The 19,703-nt window shown below is 44.5% G+C and carries 17 protein-coding genes; 9 read left to right on the forward strand and 8 right to left on the reverse strand.

Annotated features, from left to right (window positions below; genetic code table 11):
• The 5 genes from drt3a to IM753_RS02400 form a co-directional block, all read right to left on the reverse strand.
• Positions 1-1,230, reverse strand: a complete 1,230-nt coding sequence (gene drt3a / locus IM753_RS02380; protein WP_194108568.1) for an antiviral reverse transcriptase Drt3a — start codon at positions 1,228-1,230, stop codon at positions 1-3.
• A gap of 133 nt (positions 1,231-1,363) precedes the next feature.
• A complete protein-coding gene (pnp, locus tag IM753_RS02385) occupies positions 1,364-3,454 on the reverse strand; it encodes a polyribonucleotide nucleotidyltransferase (RefSeq protein ID WP_194108569.1) in 2,091 nt (696 codons plus the stop codon).
• Positions 3,455-3,685: 231 nt separating this feature from the next.
• Entirely contained in the window at positions 3,686-3,952 is a 267-nt protein-coding gene (rpsO, locus tag IM753_RS02390; protein WP_065255111.1) for a 30S ribosomal protein S15, read from the reverse strand.
• Between the two features lie 186 nt (positions 3,953-4,138).
• Entirely contained in the window at positions 4,139-5,062 is a 924-nt protein-coding gene (gene truB, locus IM753_RS02395; protein ID WP_194108570.1) for a tRNA pseudouridine(55) synthase TruB, read from the reverse strand.
• Positions 5,062-5,475: a ribosome-binding factor A gene (locus IM753_RS02400; RefSeq protein ID WP_194108571.1), complete on the reverse strand. Its 414-nt coding sequence runs from the start codon at positions 5,473-5,475 to the stop codon at positions 5,062-5,064. Before IM753_RS02400 ends, truB begins: the two co-directional genes overlap by 1 nt.
• Positions 5,476-6,004: 529 nt before the next feature.
• Here IM753_RS02400 and IM753_RS02405 point away from each other — a divergent pair.
• Positions 6,005-6,853: a DUF2382 domain-containing protein gene (locus IM753_RS02405; RefSeq protein ID WP_065255115.1), complete on the forward strand. Its 849-nt coding sequence runs from the start codon at positions 6,005-6,007 to the stop codon at positions 6,851-6,853.
• 275 nt (positions 6,854-7,128) lie between these two features.
• Positions 7,129-7,590: a YsnF/AvaK domain-containing protein gene (locus IM753_RS02410; RefSeq protein WP_062498832.1), complete on the forward strand. Its 462-nt coding sequence runs from the start codon at positions 7,129-7,131 to the stop codon at positions 7,588-7,590.
• Between the two features lie 94 nt (positions 7,591-7,684).
• Here the strand turns inward: IM753_RS02410 and IM753_RS02415 are convergent, their stop codons facing one another.
• Entirely contained in the window at positions 7,685-9,985 is a 2,301-nt protein-coding gene (locus IM753_RS02415; protein WP_194108572.1) for an autotransporter outer membrane beta-barrel domain-containing protein, read from the reverse strand.
• An 8-nt stretch (positions 9,986-9,993) separates the two neighbouring features.
• Positions 9,994-10,908 carry an ESPR domain-containing protein gene (locus IM753_RS02420; protein ID WP_194108573.1) on the reverse strand — a complete coding sequence of 305 codons (915 nt, stop codon included), beginning with the start codon at positions 10,906-10,908 and terminating at the stop codon, positions 9,994-9,996.
• A gap of 583 nt (positions 10,909-11,491) precedes the next feature.
• Between IM753_RS02420 and IM753_RS02425 the strand changes: the two genes are divergently transcribed.
• The 7 genes from IM753_RS02425 (at position 11,492) to IM753_RS02455 (ending at position 18,445) form a co-directional block, all read left to right on the forward strand.
• Positions 11,492-11,686 carry a hypothetical protein gene (locus IM753_RS02425; protein ID WP_143821879.1) on the forward strand — a complete coding sequence of 65 codons (195 nt, stop codon included), beginning with the start codon at positions 11,492-11,494 and terminating at the stop codon, positions 11,684-11,686.
• 8 nt (positions 11,687-11,694) lie between these two features.
• Entirely contained in the window at positions 11,695-12,810 is a 1,116-nt protein-coding gene (locus tag IM753_RS02430; RefSeq protein WP_194108574.1) for a transferrin-binding protein-like solute binding protein, read from the forward strand.
• Positions 12,811-12,825: 15 nt separating this feature from the next.
• On the forward strand, positions 12,826-13,338 hold the full coding sequence (locus IM753_RS02435; protein ID WP_062500046.1) for a transferrin-binding protein-like solute binding protein: 513 nt from the start codon (positions 12,826-12,828) through the stop codon (positions 13,336-13,338).
• A 9-nt stretch (positions 13,339-13,347) separates the two neighbouring features.
• Positions 13,348-13,776 carry a transferrin-binding protein-like solute binding protein gene (locus IM753_RS02440; RefSeq protein ID WP_083108279.1) on the forward strand — a complete coding sequence of 143 codons (429 nt, stop codon included), beginning with the start codon at positions 13,348-13,350 and terminating at the stop codon, positions 13,774-13,776.
• 12 nt (positions 13,777-13,788) lie between these two features.
• Positions 13,789-16,251, forward strand: a complete 2,463-nt coding sequence (locus IM753_RS02445) for a lactoferrin/transferrin family TonB-dependent receptor (protein ID WP_194108575.1) — start codon at positions 13,789-13,791, stop codon at positions 16,249-16,251.
• A gap of 132 nt (positions 16,252-16,383) precedes the next feature.
• Positions 16,384-16,587, forward strand: a complete 204-nt coding sequence (locus tag IM753_RS13430; protein ID WP_370582811.1) for a hypothetical protein — start codon at positions 16,384-16,386, stop codon at positions 16,585-16,587.
• Between the two features lie 397 nt (positions 16,588-16,984).
• Entirely contained in the window at positions 16,985-18,445 is a 1,461-nt protein-coding gene (locus IM753_RS02455; RefSeq protein ID WP_194108576.1) for a lytic murein transglycosylase, read from the forward strand.
• Positions 18,446-18,876: 431 nt separating this feature from the next.
• On the opposite strand, the gene IM753_RS02460 is transcribed toward IM753_RS02455, so the two are convergent.
• On the reverse strand, positions 18,877-19,703 hold an 827-nt coding region (locus IM753_RS02460), incomplete at its 5' end, for an NAD-dependent epimerase/dehydratase family protein (RefSeq protein ID WP_194092545.1).

Here is a 19,703-nt window from a genome sequence, read left to right on the forward strand (position 1 = left end):
TTAATAACTCCAACAACGATTGATTCGTTTGAATTCTTTTGGATTTCGGGATAATTTTTGAATTTTCTTAAATTTAAAACCATTAATAAATTTATATTTAGATAATTTGTCCTTTTCATCATTAGATAGCCAATGCTCACAACCAAGAATATCTTTTTGTACTTTTATATTAAAAATTATCGATTGTAGAAGTTTATCTAAACTATAAAGGCTTAATTGATATTTATCTATTTTTTCAATGGTTATATATTTATAATTGTAGTAAATACCACTTTTGATTTTGGTATCACGATTTTTATTATAAATAAAATAATTACTTGTTAAAAACTTTATTCTTTTTAGCAATAAATCGAAATTTTTATTCTTATTATAATCCAAAAAAGATTTAATAATTCTTGTTTTTATTTTCTTGATTTTTTCTGGTGCAATATCAATATAAGAATTAATTTTATTCTTCTTGCAATCAATAGTAAATTGATAACCTAAATATGAGAATGATTCTTTGATAGGTGTGGAACTTCTATCAAAAAGAAATTTAATTATTTTGCTTTTTTGGGTATTAAATTGCAAGCCTTCAGGCAGTTTATCTTCTAAGTCACTCTCTCTCACTTCTTGATTTGTGGTAAAAATAATAATATCATCAACAAATCTAGCATAAAAAAACACATCATCCATTCTCTTGCACGCTTTATCAAAACTCCTCATATAATATTCTGCTAAAATAGCACTCATCGGCAAACCTCTTGGCAATCCAAGAATGCCTTCCCTTTCAAAACACTCAAAAAATCTTTCTAAAATCTTTACCGTATCAACAGAGTAAATTTTATCTCGTTTGATTTTTTCTAATAAATCAGTCCTGTCTATTGACTCATAAAAACTCTTAATATCCAATCTTAGAATACTATAAGGCTTATGTTCTTGTATTAATGCTATAATAGATAACACAATCTCATTACGATTCTGTTGAGTTACTTTATTGATAGATTTAAAAGAAGTTATAAATCTTTTTTGAAATAGATATTCTCGCAAGTCACAGTAACTATAAACAGATTTTCCCTTTAAACTTCCTTTCATTGGTGCTCTTATTGGTTTATTTTTTCTGTAATCATTGATTAATTCCAATAATATCTCGTCTTCACCATGCTGAAAATAGTCATTAAATAAGAAGTTTTTCTCATAATCATTTAATGCAAACTTTAAGCTGTCAAGATTAATTGATTGATCTAACACTGTAAACTCCGATTATTCCTTAAGAGCACTCTGTGCATTCAACATTAATAAAAGTTTTATAATTTTTTCTAACCAAGAGAGTTTATTTACAAAAACCGCCCCCTATGGAGCGGTTTTTGTATCAATCAAGCAATTACTGCTCAATGCCTTTCATGGTTAGCTTAATGCGTCCACGATTGTCAATGTCTTGCACTTGAACTTTGACGGTTTGACCCTCGGCTAGGTAGTCGGTTACATTCTCAACACGCTCATCAGAGATTTGGCTGATATGCACCAAGCCGTCCGTACCTGGTAAAATGGTAACAAAAGCCCCAAACTCCACAATGCGAGCCACTGTACCTGTATAGACCGCACCCACTTCCACTTCGGCGGTAATCGCTTCAATCTTGGCAATGGCGGCACGGGTAGACGCTTTTGACTCGCCAAAGATACGGATTGTACCGTTGTCATCAATATCCACAGTCGCCCCTGTCTCTTCGGTCAAGGCACGAATGGTCGCCCCACCCTTACCAATCACATCACGGATTTTTTCAGGGTTAATCTCAATGGTGGCATAGTTTGGAGCGTGAGCGTTAATCTCGGTGCGAGACGTGGCGATGACTTCGTTCATGGCATTTAGGATATGGATACGCCCTGCGTGAGCTTGTTTTAGGGCTTGCTCCATGATGTCGGCAGTAATACCGTCAATCTTAATGTCCATTTGTAGGGCGGTGATACCATTGACCGAACCTGCCACTTTAAAGTCCATATCGCCCAAGTGGTCTTCATCACCCAAAATATCGGACAATACGGCAAAACGCTCGCCTTCTTTGACCAGACCCATGGCGATACCTGCCACAGGGGCTTTTAGTGGCACGCCTGCGTCCATAAGCGACAATGACGCACCGCACACGCTCGCCATAGATGACGAACCGTTAGATTCGGTAATGTCCGACACCACACGAATGGTATAAGGGAAACGCTCCGCCTTAGGCAGTACCGCTTGTACGCCACGGCGAGCCAGACGACCATGCCCGATTTCACGGCGTTTTGGGCCACCCTCACGACCTGTCTCGCCCACCGAATAATGTGGGAAATTATAATGTAGCATAAAGTGGTCTTGCTTGGTGCCTGACAATGTATCCACAAGGTTCACATCACGGCTTGTGCCTAGCGTTGTCGTTACAAGGGCTTGGGTTTCGCCACGGGTAAACAAGGCAGAACCATGCGTATAAGGCAACACGCCCACTTGAATGTCCAACGCACGCACGGTCTCTAAATCACGTCCGTCAATACGGGGTTTGCCTGATAGGATATTATCACGCACGGTGCGGTATTTTAGGGTTTCAAACAACTCTTTGATTTGAGCGACTTTATCGGCATAGTCTTCTGCACTCTCATCGCCAGCCAGTGCCAACGCTTCTGTGGCAAGCTCATCTAAGCGAGCATAGCGGTCTTGCTTGACGGTAATGGTGTAGGCTTCGCTGACTTTGGCGGTGAACTGCTCTTTTAGTTGGGCGTTTAGCTCTTCATTGATAGCAGGGGCGACAAATTCGGCTTTGGCATTGCCTACCGCTTGGGCGAAGGCGTTGATGTTGTCAATGACGATTTGCTGTTGGGCGTGTCCGTACAGCACCGCACCGAGCATTTGGTCTTCGGAGAGTTCGTCCGCTTCTGACTCAACCATCAGCACGGCAGATTTGGTACCTGCCACGACTAAGTCAAGCGAGCTGTCTTTCATCTGGGCAAGGCTTGGGTTTAGGATATATTCGTTGCCAATAAAGCCCACACGAGCCGCCCCGATTGGACCGCTAAACGGAGCAGGAGAGATTGCCAATGCCGCAGACGCACCAATCATCGCTGCAATGTCGGCATCTTGGGTTTTGCCCGATGAGATGACCGTTGCCGTTACTTGGATTTCGTTAAAATACCCTTCTGGGAATAGCGGACGGATTGGGCGGTCAATCAAACGAGAAGTCAAAGTTTCAAATTCTGACGCACGACCTTCACGCTTGCCATAGCCCCCGGGGATTTTGCCCGAAGCGTACATTTTTTCTTGGTAGTTTACGGTCAATGGGAAAAAGTTTTGCCCTGCCACAGCTTCTGGGCGTACCACAACTGCCACCAGCACCGACACATCACCCATATGCACAAGCACGCTATTGGCTTGGCGAGCGACACGCCCTGTTTCTAGGATGACTTGTTGATTGCCATATTGAAATTCTTGACGAATGATATTAAACATAGATTTTCCTTTTAATTCACTTATTTTATTGATGAGATGATTTAAAGCCCTAAGAGATGTTTTTGGCTGGATTTTTCATACTCTAATAACATGCTCACTACTTTAAAAAACATCTCTTAGAGTTCTAAACTTAATCTCATCAATCATGATCAATAAGTTAAAACTTAAAACAACAAAAACGGCACGCAAACGCACACCGTTTTTGACAAAATTAGACAGCCTAATTTGAAATTAACGGCGTAGTCCAAGCTCACCGATAAGAGCGGTGTAGCGACCGGCGTCTTTGCCTTTTAGGTAGTCTAGTAGCTTACGGCGTTGGTTTACCATGCGGATAAGACCACGACGGCTATGATGGTCAGCTTTGTGGGCTTTAAAGTGGTCTTGTAGGTCGTTGATACGAGCGGTCAATAGAGCCACTTGCACTTCTGGGCTACCAGTGTCGTTTTCGCCACGTTTGAATTTGGCGATAATCTCTTCACGTTGTTGGTTGGTTAGCATAACTAATCCTTAAAATACGCAATGCGGATACATACAGGCAAACATTGCATTGCTAAGGTTTGCCTAAGCCCTACCCCCATAGATAAGGCAATTTTGCCATTATAGCATAAAAATTTTAAAAAAGCATTAGGACACACCCCAAAAATCAAAATCCCCTGCGTGGAGAACAAGGGATTTTGCCAATATTTAACCCTGCATCACTTTGACAGGTTGCAGTCGCCCACTCATCGCCACTTGCCCAAGCCCCACAAAATCATCATCATGATATAGCCGAATCTGTGCGATGTCATCGGTAAAGTGTAAATCATCAAGGCGGTCTTTGATGTTTAGCCGTTGCCCCAGTTTAATGCGTGCCGTTTCGTCTGTTGTCAATTTGATAACAGGCAAATGATTAAGCAGGACATCAATGGGCAACAGTTTGCCAAATCGCTCATCAAATGACAACTCCGCCAAATCATTGAGATTTACGGCATTTGCCACGTCAAATCCGCCCGTACTGGTGCGGTGCAAAGCGGTCAAATGCCCCACCGTGCCAAGACGCTTAGCAATCGTCTCGCCAAGCACTCGCACATAAGTGCCTTTGGAGCAGATGACATCAAGGGCGACTTCATCATCGCTTAATTTGGTCAAAGCCAAATGATGAATGACAATGAGGCGTGGCTCTCGCTCTATCTCGATACCGTCTCGGGCGTATTCGTAGAGTTTTTTGCCGTCTTTTTTTAGGGCGGAGTACATGGGCGGAGTTTGTAATTGCTCGCCCATTAAACTACCTGCAAGCTCATCAAGCCCCTGCTCGTCAAAGGGCAAAATGTCCTGTTGGGCGATGACTTGCCCTTCTTTGTCGCCTGTGTCGGTCTGCTCGCCAAGTTTGATAATGGCGGTATAGCCCTTATCAGCGTCCAGCCCAAAGGAGCTAAATTTGGTCGCATCGCCCAAACAAATCGGCAAAAGCCCTGTCGCCATGGGGTCAAGCGTGCCTGTATGCCCTGCTTTTTTACTGTCAAAGTCTGATGACATAAACAGGCGTTTGGCTTGAGCAAGAGCCGAATGCGAGCTGATACCGCTTGGCTTATCCAAGAGTAGCACCCCAGAGACGATTTGTTTTGCCATTAGCTGTTATCCACTTCATCGGCACTGCTCTCGCCTGTTTTTTTCATCGCTTCATTCACCAGATTCATCATGTGGTTGCCGTGAGCGGTAACTTCATCATAGTGAAAACGTAGGCGTGGCGTGGTGCGGGTTTTCATGGTGGCGGACAGCTCGGTACGCAAAAAGCCCGAGGCGTTTTTTAATACTTGCAGGCTCTCACGGTGAGCATCAATGTTCATGCCACCGTCCGTATCGCCATTTTTGGACGGCTCCAAAATGGTGACATAAACATCGGCATAACCCAAATCAGGGCTAACTTTAACACTAGAAATGGTAACAAACCCCGTCAGACGTGGGTCGTTAATCTCATCACGGATAAGCACCGATAAGGTACGCTGAATCTGGTCGGCTAGGCGTTGTAAACGTTGGCTCATGGTTTTTCTCTCTTGTATTTACTTGGTGTTGGTATATTTGGGTTTCCTAATCTGTGATGTTAGGCAAATTAATATGGCGGTTAGTATAGCCGATTTTTGGGATTTTGGCGATTTTTAATGTCAATGCACTCATCATTGGCATTTTTATTTATACCATTAATTATTTTATTTTTATAAAAATCAATGGGTTATGATAATTTTTATCCAATCATGCTTATTTTATTAAGTTAATTTAATAAAATTATAAAGATAAATTTAAAATAACCTGCCATTTTTTCATGAAAATTTGATGACCATTTGATGAAAAATTACCCAGCCATAACACAATCCAACACAATTTTTCACAGTTTACATGAAGTTACCAAGTCTTACATTTGACGAACCAAACACCCGTGAAAAACCCCTATTTTTTACCAACTTATCCTATTTTTCGTCTCAAAATCCTCCTACAATACACTCATCAAGTCAAGCACATTAAGCACTTGTAAGTTGCCATAAGGCATTTATTAACATGATTTAGGAGAAATATATGAGCCGTTTAGTTCGTTTACAAGACATTGAAGCCACCGAGCGTGAAGTATTGGGTACAGACTACTACAACCCAGCAGGGAAAACCGCTTATGGCATTGGCGAAGAGAAAATCGGTAAAGTAGAAGATGCCCTTGTAGAAGTAGAAACAGGACGTGTGCGTTATCTTATCGTTGATGTAGGCGGTTGGTTCAGCTCAAAAGAAGTGCTTATCCCAGCAGGTCTATCTCGCATTGTTGGCGATGACGTGTACTTTGACAGCCTAACCAAAGACCAAGCGGAAGCAATGGAAGCCTATGACCGTGATTATGTCTATAACTACCAAGAGCAATATGCCAAAGACCGTGAGTTTTTCGCTGCCGAAACACTACCTGCCGAGAGCCGTGTTGAGCTGACCGAAAACCACTACACCGCACCCAATACCCTAGAACTACTCGAAGAGCGTCTGTCTGTGAACAAAGACCGTATCGTCTCTGGCGTGGCAAGTATCGGCAAACGTGTGGTGAGCGAAGAGCAACGTGTTGAAGTTGAACTACAAGAAGAGCACGCCCACATCGAGCGTACTGCCGTAAACCGCCCAACTGACCGCCGTATCGGTGATGATGCTGGGGCTGCCACGGTGAGTGTTGAGCTAGAAGCAGAACGTGCCAACGTAAGCAAAGACACCTTTGTTACCGAAGAAGTAACGCTAGGTAAAACCACTGGCACTCGCACCGAGACCATTTTGGAAACCATTCAGCGTGAAGAGCTAAACGTGGACGACCTAGGTAACGTGGTTGACCGTGAAGGCAACGTGGTTAGCTATGAAGGCATTACCGCCGATGAAGTTCGCCGTGCTCGTGGTCTATAATCCGACCACCACCAAAAAGTCAGGGCAATGCTCTGGCTTTTTTGGGTTTTGGGGTTATTATTTACCATCTGATGATGACCATTTTTTTAAATAATCATGCTAAAATACCACATTCATTCACCCAAAACCATTCATCACCTAACTTAAATAAGCGTATGATGAATGACATTTGGTATTGTTTGGTGTTGTTTGATGAAAATTATTTTAAAACATAAATAACGCCTAATATTTAAATCAATATTTAAAATTTGTTGAAAATTAAGGACAATTAACCCATGTCAAACCCCCAATCCACACATGATGAGATGACCACACTGAATAATTCTCAAACCTTAGAACTGCTTGCTGAGCGTTTGGTTGTTGATACCCAAAAAGTACAATCAGGCAAGGTAATTCTTGAAAAAGTTATTCGTACCAAAACAGTTAATATTCCTGTTGAACTGACCGAAGAGTATCTAAGCATTCAAATTGTTAATGACAATTTAATGGATTTGGCAGATGCGGTCATGCTAGACGATGCCAGACCTGCTACCGTGCTGGTGAATGATACACCCATCAGTGAACCTATGGAAATTTTAATCAGTAAAGAGGTGGTCAAGGTTAGCAAAGAAACCCACGTTGCCGAAGAGATAAACCTGCACAAATATAGCCAAAACATCAGCAAAACCATCAGCGACACCGTACGACACGAAGAGCTTGTGGTAACGGGCGATGAGTTTTTGGACAAGTCATCTTAGGGAATGTCGCCATTTGATGATTGATTTGCAATAAAAATCGGACAAATGTGTCCGATTTTATGTTTTGATTTTTATGCCTAACTTAGCAGTCAAATCAATATTTCCACTTGACCATCACAACCGCACCATGGTCTTTGGCACCGCTACGGAACTCGCCTGCATACTGGCCTGTAATTTCTGTGTTCATGCCCATCTGATAACGCAATCCCATGCCCGTGCCAACAGAGAATTTCTTTTTCTGCCTGCCTGTCTCGGTAAAGGACACGCTTGGCATGGTCGCAAAGCTGGTATTAACCGCCAAGTCATCGGCATTTTCAACATGTCCTGCCAAGTGTCCAACCACACCCAGGCGTTCAGACAGCGGTTGGGCAAAATGCACCCCCAGCGTCGCTTTTAGGCTGTCATAAGTTTGCTTATCCACGACAAAATTGAGCTGAGCCAGTCCGCCTTGTTCGGTGTATCCGTCATTTTTGATGCGAGTGTAGCGAAGCTGGGCATAGGGCGAGACGTGTTTGTCATGCGAGCCAATACGATGGTCAATACCAACACCTGCCTGCAAAATATTGGCATCATACTCCCCTTTGGCAATGTCAGAAATCCCCGCCAATGACAGTCGTCGCTCGGTTTTGACATCGCTACGCCCATAGCTAACAAAGCCATTATAATGCGTCTCATCCGTTGCAACGTAGTCGCCATAGATAAAGGCTTGGATGTTGTCCGATTTTAGGCTCTGATGATTAACAGTGCCTACAGAATCAACATCACTGTCTGAGTAGGACAACGCCGCCCCCAGTCTTAGACCATCACCCACCAAACTGTCTGCACCCACAATCAGACCATACGAGTTGCCATCATAGCCTGCAAATGAATTTTTGGCATCCATCTTGTGCTTGATGCCCAAGCCTTGTACCCACACTTGACTGCCCACGTCATCGCCACGTCTAAACGGACGATGGTCGTTATCCGAGCCTTGCGTGGTGTCCAGTCTCGCCCCAAAGACACGGTCTATCACCGCTTGTGTGGCGATATTTTGTTGTTCGCTGACCACATGGGTAGCTTGGGCGTTCATAGCAGGTTGTAGGCTCTGGACAAGCTCGGTTAGGGCTTGACTGTCATTTTGGATGTGCAGGTCTTGGATATGCATGTCCAAGGCTGTTCCCAAGCCATTGCCACTTGCTAAGATCTTGTCCAGTGCCAATGCGATGGCAAGCGATGATGTCTGATTTGTATGCTTGGTCGCTTCGGCAAATGTCCCCACGCTTGTCACAGGCGGATTCGCAGGCGGGGTTGGGTTTACAGGCGGAGCAACAGGTGGGACAACAGGATTGGTCGGGGGCGTGCTGGGCGTGCTTGCTCCTTCTACTTTTAGGTGCACTGCCGTAGAGTCAGAGTAATCCGCCACTAGGTTGTGCGTTGTCATTTTATTGTGATTTTTATCAAGCAAATTCACCGCAGATAGCTCACCAACACGACTTGTCCCTTTGATGACATCTCTCCATGATGCTGATGGGTCTTTGCTTGTGATTAAGGCACGCACCACATCGCTGGCCGCCACATCAAGGTCAGCATCACGGACATCCACTTTGCCATTGACATGTAATTTACCATAGTCGCTTAGGCTATTTAGTGATATGCTCAGTTTATCTCCTGCCAGCTTATAGTCGCCATCCACTCGCAATGTGCCACTCTCCACACGGCTTTCACGCCAATGCTTGTCGCCTGCCTTGACATTGACCGTACCGCCATTTGTGATGGTAACATAATCCACGCCCCGCTTGATGGCACTGTCAGTTAGGTTAATGGTTTGCCCTTTGGTATCAATGACTGTGCCATTTTCACCATTGACAGGGTACTGGGTTGGGTCATCAGTTTTACCCATTCTTAGATGGACGCTGTTGTTTTCATACACAGGGGTGAGTGTGGTTGTGATGGCACTGCCTTGACGGTCAAGCACGGCATAGTCCTTGAACTGCCCGATGAGCTTGCCCGCCTTGACGACATCGGTGTACTCGGCAGTAGGATTGGTACCGGTAATGAGTGCTTTGACAACATCTGCGGCTATCATATTTAGCTTACCTTCGCTGATGTTGGCATTGCCAGAGACATGAAATTTGCCGTAGTCGTTACGGTCGTTGATACCCACCACCAGCAAGTCGCCTGCTTTCATGGTGTGATTGCCATTGATTTGTAGTGTACCACCACCGATGGCAAAATCGCCCCCGACATTCTTAATGGTGCTTTCGGCAATGGTTAGTTTACCCTTGCCCGTCTTTTCAAGCCCGCCCAAAGAGCGATTGTTTTGTTTTAAGTTATCAAGATTAACTCGTCCAAAATTGCCCGTGATGACCGCATTGGGATTGATGGTAACATCAAAGTTTTGCGTATTAAACTCCAAGCCGTTAGTTACACGAATGGTGTCCGATGATGTAAATCCCCAAAAAAATCACTTTCATGGCGATGTGCTTTGATGTCGCCTTCATCAAAAGATAGCGTCGCCCCCGAGCCATTGCCTGAGCGGACGATATTACCCACGTTTAGATTGCCACCTTGGATGGCATTGATGGTGCTGTCTTTGTTAATCAAAATAATGTCAGCAGCAATCGTGCCATCTTCTCTAACCGTGATGTCCGCCCTGCCTTCATCGCCTGAAACCAAGTTACCAGTGGTGTAGATGCCTGTTTTGGTGTCGCCACTTGCCAATTTTGTGCCGATGATATCCACTTTGGCAGTTGTGTCTGCCAGATGAGCCATCGAAACCGACCCTGCATAGATGGTAGCACCTGTTTGCATGTTTAGGTTGGCATTACCGCCATCAGCGACAATCAAGCTGTTGGTCACATCAATCCGACCGCCATTTTTTAGATTCACTTCGCCTAGGCTGTATTTTGTGCCAACAAAGGCATTGCTGTCTGTTTTTTGTTTTACACCGAGAATCACGCTATCAGATGAGTTGACACGACCGCCATCAACATTTAGAACGCCATGTCCACGTTCACCCACCCCAATCCAATTTTCATGCAAGCTCCCAGCATCCATGCTCAACATGGCATCCTTGCCCGTAACATTAACAATCGTTTTGCCATCGACTTGCGATGCGATATTTACCGTCTCACCATACGAGACACTGCCTGTGATGTTTTGATTGTTGTCAATGGCGACATCTGCCCATGCCATGCCACCGACCGTCATGCTTGCCCCCAGTAGCAGGGCTTTTGCTGTTTTTGATGATTTAGATTTGCCCTTGGCACGAGCAATCTCAGAGACACACTGCCACACACCAAGTGCGGTATTGAAAATAACACGATAAATATGGTTCATATCAAACTCCATGAATAAAAAGTCAAACCAATGATAAGGCGAAAATAAAGTAAAAATCCTCACCCTTGACATGGCAATAACATTTATACCACAAAAGTTTACCCAAAATCGTTCAAATTTCCGACGTTTTTATGGGTGATTGGTTGTGAAGAATGAGCGACCATCCAGCAGTTACAGCTAATAAAATTGAATTTTACTACGGAAACCGTTCGCCCTAAACTTGTCGAAGGGTCGGTTTCCGTTATGGTTCGACAGGCTCACCACGAACCGGAACCGTAGTACTTTTTCATTTTGTAGAGTGTAATCACACCAAGTCTCCACGCACTTCTACCCCCATGCTTCATTCTCAACTTAAAATGGCAACTCGTTGATTGCTCAATAACTATTTTTTGGAGTTGTAGAGATGAATTGCAATTTACCTTTGATAAATCAATTACTTATATAAAGTTGAGAATGGAGCATTCCTATTTTATTTTATAAATTAAATAATAGAACTAATAAGAATATAAACACTATTGATAATTATTCAATATAATGTATAATCTTTGTGGTTTTATTGTAAAAATTTTCATAGGAGCAACGCATGACCATTCGACACTCATCTTTATACCAAGCCATCTCATTGGCACTCATCGGCATGTTGTCAGGCTGTACAGGGGGTGATTTTGGCACGACCTCCGTTTCCACACCCTTAGTCAGCCCAACCAAACCTGTCCCCACCCGCCTACTACCCCAATCCACCACGAAGCCACTGACACCCTGCACAAGCCTGCCTTAGGATACCTAATGAAAGGAGCGGTGCGTAGCGATGATGATGAGATTAAAGCCCTACACATCCATGAGTTACAAAGTCTGGGTAATAAACCTGACCTAGACCACAGTTTATTTAGCAACAATGATGCCGTAAGTTTGACAGGTCTTGGAGATTTGAGTGTCATCAACCCTAAAAAGACATTTTCCCTTTCACAGACCAACTATGGCGATTATCAGCACGTTCGCTTTGGGCATTTGATACACCGCACCCACCTTGCCCCCAATGGCAAACCCATCCCCCAAGTTTATACCTTTTATCATGGCGATAAGCCCACCAACAGTCTGCCCATCGCCAATCAAATTCATTATAAAGGGCACTGGACATACATGAGCGATGCTCGTGCCAAAAAAGCAGAAGAAGACAAAAACATCAATGTAGACATTCACGAAGCGGACAACAGTCAGTATTTTCATGATTTGATTGATTTTAACGATACCACAGGTAACGCCAAGTTTGCCAGTGCCACACATGCATCCCGCACCGATTTGTCACCCCTTAATGGTGCCAACCGCTACGATAACATGATTGCCGACTTTACTGTTGATTTTGCTGACAAAAAACTCACGGGCACACTAGCCTACGAAAACCCCTATGGCAAACCTCATAAAATTGACATTCGTGATGATGACATAGAAGATGTCAAAAAACAAAAAATTGGCAAAATGCGTCAGCCTTACACACCTCTATATCACATCAATGCCAACATCAACCAAAACCGCTTTACAGGCACAGCAAAAAGCCAAGTGCAAAACACCCCACGCACCATCAATCATTATGGCATTAGCTACACACATAATGATACTCGTATTGACAAGGCGTTATTTGGCACAGATGGCGTGGTGGAAGGTGGGTTTTATGGCGAACACGGTGCCGAGCTTGTCGGTAAATTCATCACCAACAATAACGACCTGATGGGCGTATTTGGGGCAAAAAAGACCACTGCCACCAAAGACCACGTCACACTATTCGACAACATCCAATTTGACCCTACGCACGACCAAATCATCAAAAACAGTGACCTAGCCAACAACGAATCGCTCGCTCTAAATCTGCCCGAAGATTTGATAACCGCCCTTGACGATGGCTAGCTAGCCAAAGCCAAAGTGCAATCGGGGGTATTTTGGCAGGCATTTAGTCACGGAGCGACAGACTTTGATGAAACACTGACAAAATACAGCGAATTTGAGTTGGATGATGACGAGCTACTCGCCCTAGAAGAAGCCTACACCAATGCTCGCCATGAGTATCTAGCTACTGTGCGTGGGCAAGTATCCAGTCTTGTTATGCCAAAAAATGGCATAGGGTTTGGCGACCCCAGCGTATTGCGTGTTAATGGCAAGGCGTACAATCTAAACGCCAAAACCACCGATGACGTACTTGCCAACGCCAAAGCCATCAAAATCACCCAAAACGGCACAACTCGCACACTCGTTCTCGCTCAAACCCCTGACGGCAAAACATCCAGTCGCTACATTAATGTCTGCTGTGATGATTTTAGCCATGTTAAATTTGGGCAGTTTCAAGTGGATGAAATGACAACGCCACGCTATTTTGTACAAGGCACTCGCTCAACATCCATCCCTACCGCAGGTCAGGCGACTTATGCGGGGCGTTGAACAGGCTTTATTGACAGCACTCGCCCAAGAAAAGACACGGACGCCGCCTATGATGACAGCCCATTTGTCAAACATTACTTTTCAGACGATGCCAATAATAATACCGCCAACTTTACCGCAGATTTTGGCAAAAAGACTTTAACGGGACGGCTTTTGACAGGCACACAGCCCGTGCTGGACGTTCATGCCAACATCACAGGCACAGGGTTTGACGGCACGGCAAAAACCGAAAGTGCAGGCTTTACCTTTAACCGTTTTAGCACGGGGGCAAAAGAAACCATCCACATCAATGACGCCATCGTCAAAGGCGGATTTTATGGCGACAACGGCAAAGAGATTGGCGGTGTGATTTGGCACAACAACAATGACGGTAAAGCAGAACATTTTGACAAACCAAACGTGCGATTGGGCATGGTATTTGGGGCGAGTAAAAAGTAAAGGGGCGACATTATGAAAGATTTTAAACACAAACCATTAACTCAGAGCATTTGTCGTGCTTGTTATGCCCTGCCATTGATTTGTCTTGGGCATACTAGCTTTGCCCAAACCAGCACCCCCACGGTCGACCTTGGACATGAAGTCATTACCATTACCAAGAAACCTACTCGTTTTAAAAAGGATGTCAGTGGCTTATCTCGTATTACCAAGACTGCCGACGACCTAAAAAAAGAGCAGGTCATGGGCATCAGAGACATGGTCAAATACGACTCAGGCGTATCCGTGGTAGAACAAGGGCGTGGTGGCAGTAGCGGTTATGCTATTTATGGTGTGGACAAAAACCGTGTTGCCGTAACGGTGGATGGTGTGGCTCAATCCCAATCCTATGTGGACGAAACCACCAACTCGGGCAATACAGGCTCTATGAATGAAGTGGAGATTGCCAACGTCTATGCAGTGTACATCGCTAAGGGCAGTAATGGGTCGTTTGTCGGTAGTGGGGCATTGGGTGGCTCGGTAGAATTTACCACCAAAAAAGCCAGCCACATCATACCAACAGGTCAAGACCACGTCATCAAAAGCCACACCACTTACACCAGCAAAGACAAGCGACTGGCTCAGACGGTGGCAGGGGCATTTGATGATGGCACGTTTAGCGGGCTTTTACAATACACCAAACGAAAAGGCGAAGGCGTACACGCTCACAAAGATGCAGGACGTGGCACGCATACCTTTACCCGACTTGGCTCTTTTGAAGAAAAATACGACCTGCGTTCACCAAACACACTCTACAATCCTTACCGCTTTTCTGACTGTGTGGGCGATGACTGTATCATGTATCGGCTCTCGCCCACATCTGACAAACTCACGCTCGGCAACCGCTCGCCTGCTGATTTGTCCGCTGACGAAACCACACAATACCAAAACAGCCAACACATTACCGAAACCATCTTGGCAAAAGACTATGCAGGTTATGAGCGACTGCTTCCCAACCCTATGGATTATGAGTCGGATTCGTATTTGGGTAATTTTAGCTACACGCCTAACGACCATCATCATTTTGGGCTCATCCTAGAAGACACTCGCCAACGCTATGACAGTCGTGATATGACTTATTGTAGCTATCTGCCATTGGATAAAAAAAGTCGTTGTGATACCAACATGGCATTTTTATCCACTTATGGGCGTTCTGGCGTACACCTAAAAGAGAACACATCCGCCAGTGAGCTGACAGGCATTCACAAAAAAGGTGAAACAGTATTGCCATCTTTGCGTTACACACGCATCAGATTGCTGGATGAATTTCATAAAAAACAACGGCTTGGCGTGTCGCATGAATATACCAACGCCCCGTTTTTTGATAAAATCAGCACCAGCATCACTCATCAAAAAATCAACCAAGACACCGCTTCCACCAAAAAAGGGTGTAGCATCTATCCCACCGTGGATGAAAATTGTGAAGTTGGTACTGATAAAGCAGGGTCGTTTTCTATCAACGAATCGGCTTATTATGGCGAGCGGGCATGGCATGGCATGGTTAATCTTGATAAAGCATGGTCAGCGTTTGGTGCCAACCACCGCTCTCAACTAACAACAGGCATAAGCAAAACCCAAGCCACCTACCATCGCACCAATATCAACACACACGCACGCCATTTGGCATCTCACGTTGGACGTGAAGATGGCGTGGACGTTTATCAAGATTTGGGCGTGAAGATTTTTCGTGATGACGTGTGTTTTGACAAAGCCAACTGCACTCGCCTGCCCATTGACATGACCAACACCTTTATCGGTGCATCTTATGTGGCTCATTTTGACAAATTGGCGTTGAGCGGTTCGGTGCGTTTTGACCATAGTAACGTACGCTCTGATGATAAGGCGGTACGAAACAACACCTATCGTAATCACTCGTGGGGTGTAGGGGCAACCTATGACATCAATGATAATATTACCTTACTTGCCAAATCGTCCACAGGCTTTCGTGTGCCCAGCTTTCAAGAATTATATGGCTTTGACGGCAATGACGGCAATGAACGTGGGGGCGAATTTCACTTCATCCAAAACCTAAAACCCGAAACATCACTAAGTCACGAAGCGGGCATACGTTTTAATAATGGCGTGTGGGATTTAGAAGGCAGTATCTTTAAAAGTCGCTATCAAGACCTTATTGCCAAAGGCACATTGTGCATCCCAAACGCCAACTGCAACCTACCAAAAAACCAACAAACAGGCTATCACAACGCCCAAAATGCTGATTTAAAAGGCTTTAATTTGCGTGGACGGGTGGACTTAAATGCCGTGTATGACAAAATCCCAGAAGGATTGGTGGCATTTGGCTCGTACAATCAAATCCGTGCTGACCGCTTGTATCTTAATGACGGCGACTGGCATACGGTAGAATCCTACCCCCTAGAAGCAGTGCAACCGGGTCGGTTTGTCTATGGATTGTCCTACGACAACCCCAATGACAAATAGGGTGCAAGTGCCACATGGATTTATTCAAAAGCCAAAAATCCCGATGAGCTTGCCTTTCATCGCCAAAGTTTTGGCAATGGCTATGATAAAGCCACCACCGCCCTAACCACAAAGTCATGGGTAACACTGGATTTGGCAGGATACTATCACATCAACAAAAACATCAGCGTGCGAGCAGGCATCAACAACGCACTTGACTATCGCTACACTACATGGGAAAGTGCCAGACAATCATCAATCAAAGGAAGTGATTTGCTCGGTCATCAAAACCTAAGCCCGAGCAGATATGCAGCCGCAGGACGGAATTACACATTAGGAGTGGAGCTGACATTCTAGGGCGTGTTGAGCATTAATAACATTTTTACAAAATACGATAAAGATTAAACACTTTCATTAATTTTTGCATGAAAAATGGCTATCCGACCACTTAATTCAATTTAAAAAGTTAAGTAAAAAATCTTAAATTTCCACGGTTAAGTGGTTGGATTGTGGCTCGAAGTCAAAATCCTTGAAAAACGTGCGATTTTTCTCTTTTTTCATTGCGAATGCAAGTCGTAAAAATGGCGATGTTTTCAACACAAAATACCCCATCAAAGACACAAACACGTCCCAGTTACCAAAAAGCACTTTTTTATCATGGCAAAATCAGCTATGATATACCAATATCGTGTTATTTTTATTTTCAATTGGTTTTTTAAATAGTTTCTAAACCCAAACTTTATCGGATGCTCCCATGACTTATTTTAAGCCCCTAGCACTTGGTATCATTGCCTTGACTGCCATCGGCACCGCGCATGCCAACGACCTGCCCAATCTATCCCAAAGTCATTTTGACCAATGCCTAAACACCCTAAGAAATAGCAATAATTTTCGTGGCTTATCCAGCACCTTTGACCGTTACAGACCCAGCAGTCCTGACCCAACGGTGATTCGCTCACTCAACTATCAGCCTGAATTTAAAAAAGACCCGTGGGATTACCACGCATCATTGGTTGATAGTGAACGTGTGGCGGATGGTCTGCATGCCAAACACGAGATGGCAGACGTACTAAGACGCATTGAAAACCGCTACGGGGTCAAGCCCGCACATGTGCTTGGCGTGTGGGGTGTTGAGAGTAATTTTGGACAGACCCTTGGTAAAAAGGAATTATTTACCAGTCTTGCCACGCTGTCTTGCTTTGACCGTCGCCAATCATATTTCCGTGGCGAATACGCCAGTGCCTTACGCATCGTCCAAAACGGCGACATCCGACCACAGGACATGACAGGCTCATGGGCAGGAGCATTTGGCCAGACTCAGTTCATGCCCAGCACCTTTTTAGAATTGGCGGTGGACTTTGACAATGACGGACGTAAAGACCTTGTTAATTCTAAGGCGGATGCTTTGGCAAGTACCGCCAACTTCCTTGCCAAACGGGGATATCGCAGTGGCGAGCCTTGGGGTTATGAAGTCAAGCTAAACGGCTACTCGGGGTCAAGTGGTCGCACCAACAAAAAATCCATCAGTCACTGGCAAAACATGGGTATTACCCTACCTGACGGTCGCCCCCTACCGAACAACATGACATCAGCAGGGCTACTGCTACCTGCTGGGCGGCAAGGGCCGGCTTTCTTGGTAGGTAAGAACTTTGACACGTTCTATTCTTATAATGCATCCGAAAGCTATGCCCTTGCCATCGCCCATCTATCCACTTTGATCGAAAATAACGATACCAATGTTAATTTTGCCACCCCTTGGCCAACCGATGACCCTGGCATCAGCCGTCGTGAAGCCAAAGAAATTCAGCAGGCACTCATTAATAACGGCTACAATATCGGTAATGTTGATGGCATCATCGGTGACAACACTCGCATTGCCATCAGAGAATATCAACGTAAAATGGGCGTGCCTGCTGACGGACGTGCAGGACAAAAATTCTACCGTCTCATCATGGGCAATGCTGGCAATGTCAGCCCAACCTATCAGCCCGTGTCCAGCCCCATACAAAGTGTGAATTATGGCAATCAGACGGGCGTGATACACATTCGCCAAGATAACCAAAACCCATCCCAAAGCCCAAGCTCATCATTTAGCATCTCTCGGGGGTCGGTTAGTCAAAGCCACTCTGATCATATTTCTTATGGTGGCATCGTTTATCGCCGCATACAAAATCCTGATGGGACGACGAGCTTAGTGCCCGCCAACACTCATTGATGAACAATAAACCACAAAGGGGATGATATCATCCCCTTTTTTATTCAAAGTAGGGCGTGCCTGTCTTTGATATTTGCCATAAAAAACGCTCGTCTAAAAAAGCAGGGGAGTCGCCCGTTTTTCAAGGAAAAATAATCCGATCACTTATACTGGGTAAATTTTTAAAATTTTTCTTAATTTTTAAATTAAGTAATCGGATAGCCATTTTTCATGCAAAAATTGATAAAAGCGTTAAATTTTCATCATATTTTGTGAAAATATCATCAATGGCAGATATGTCCTATAAACACTCTAAAATGTAAATTGTGTTATAAAGGGTCGGCACGCCCTAGTACATAAACCTACTTTCAACCTTATATAAGTGATTGATTTATCAAAGGTAAATTAATTCGCCCCCATGGTTCAGAAAAAATCACCCAGCAATCAATAAGTTACCATGTTAAATGGGAGTGAAATAAATAATCAACCCCATAACCCATCTGATAATTTTTAAAAACAAGCCAATCATCCACATTGCCCCGAATGCGTTTACCTGTGGGTGTGGCATGAATGACCTTTGGCGGGAGATAACCGTAGTTTCGGCACAAAAATCTTATCACTTCAAGACTGGTGACAGGCTCACAATCACTTACCAAATACACAGACTTAGAAGCAGGCAAAGTTAATACCTGAGAAATCACTTGTATCAAATCATCACGATGAATGCGATTGGTGTAATGGGAGAGCGGCACGCCATCTATGTGGGCAGTTTGAGCCATTCTTTTCATCCGTGTACTGCCACCATGATAAATACCAGATGGTCTAACTATCACGCATCGCTCACCAAAGGCTTTTTGCAATACCTGCTCAGATTTTAACAGTATCTTGGCTGTATCTGTGGCAGGACATGCTATCGTATCAATATCCACCCACTCGCCCCCGCTCTCGCCATATACAGATGTGGATGAGACAAATAGTACGCGGTGCAGATTTGGCAAATCAAGGCTTGCGATATGCTCACACACCGCCAAATAACTCTCACGATAGGCTTGTACCCTATTGGTCATCTCATGGTTTGGCGTGATAATAATGGCGACATGACTAAATGGAGCAAGCTCATCTTGGGCGAGTGTCCTAGCATCTCTTTGCCAAAAATGTACAGGCTCATCATAGCTCTTGGCGGTGCGTGCCAACCCTGTGACATCATGCCCTGCCTGAGATAACATCTGGGCAACTGCCTTGCCAACAAAACCCTGCCCAATAATCAGATACTTATTTT

The sequence above is a fragment of the Moraxella sp. K127 genome, assembly GCF_015223095.1.
GTDB lineage: Bacteria > Pseudomonadota > Gammaproteobacteria > Pseudomonadales > Moraxellaceae > Moraxella.

What these genes read in the sequence shown, in the direction of transcription:
- IM753_RS02455 (WP_194108576.1), top strand. Translation starts at nt 16,985, where the DNA reads ATGACTTATTTTAAGCCCCTAGCACTTGGTATCATTGCCTTGACTGCC.
- IM753_RS02425 (WP_143821879.1), top strand. Translation starts at nt 11,492, where the DNA reads ATGACCATTCGACACTCATCTTTATACCAAGCCATCTCATTGGCACTC.
- IM753_RS02445 (WP_194108575.1), top strand. Translation starts at nt 13,789, where the DNA reads ATGAAAGATTTTAAACACAAACCATTAACTCAGAGCATTTGTCGTGCT.
- IM753_RS02430 (WP_194108574.1), top strand. Translation starts at nt 11,695, where the DNA reads ATGAAAGGAGCGGTGCGTAGCGATGATGATGAGATTAAAGCCCTACAC.
- IM753_RS02410 (WP_062498832.1), top strand. Translation starts at nt 7,129, where the DNA reads ATGTCAAACCCCCAATCCACACATGATGAGATGACCACACTGAATAAT.
- pnp (WP_194108569.1), bottom strand. Translation starts at nt 3,454, where the DNA reads ATGTTTAATATCATTCGTCAAGAATTTCAATATGGCAATCAACAAGTC.
- rpsO (WP_065255111.1), bottom strand. Translation starts at nt 3,952, where the DNA reads ATGCTAACCAACCAACAACGTGAAGAGATTATCGCCAAATTCAAACGT.
- IM753_RS02420 (WP_194108573.1), bottom strand. Translation starts at nt 10,908, where the DNA reads ATGAACCATATTTATCGTGTTATTTTCAATACCGCACTTGGTGTGTGG.
- IM753_RS02400 (WP_194108571.1), bottom strand. Translation starts at nt 5,475, where the DNA reads ATGAGCCAACGTTTACAACGCCTAGCCGACCAGATTCAGCGTACCTTA.
- truB (WP_194108570.1), bottom strand. Translation starts at nt 5,062, where the DNA reads ATGGCAAAACAAATCGTCTCTGGGGTGCTACTCTTGGATAAGCCAAGC.
- IM753_RS02405 (WP_065255115.1), top strand. Translation starts at nt 6,005, where the DNA reads ATGAGCCGTTTAGTTCGTTTACAAGACATTGAAGCCACCGAGCGTGAA.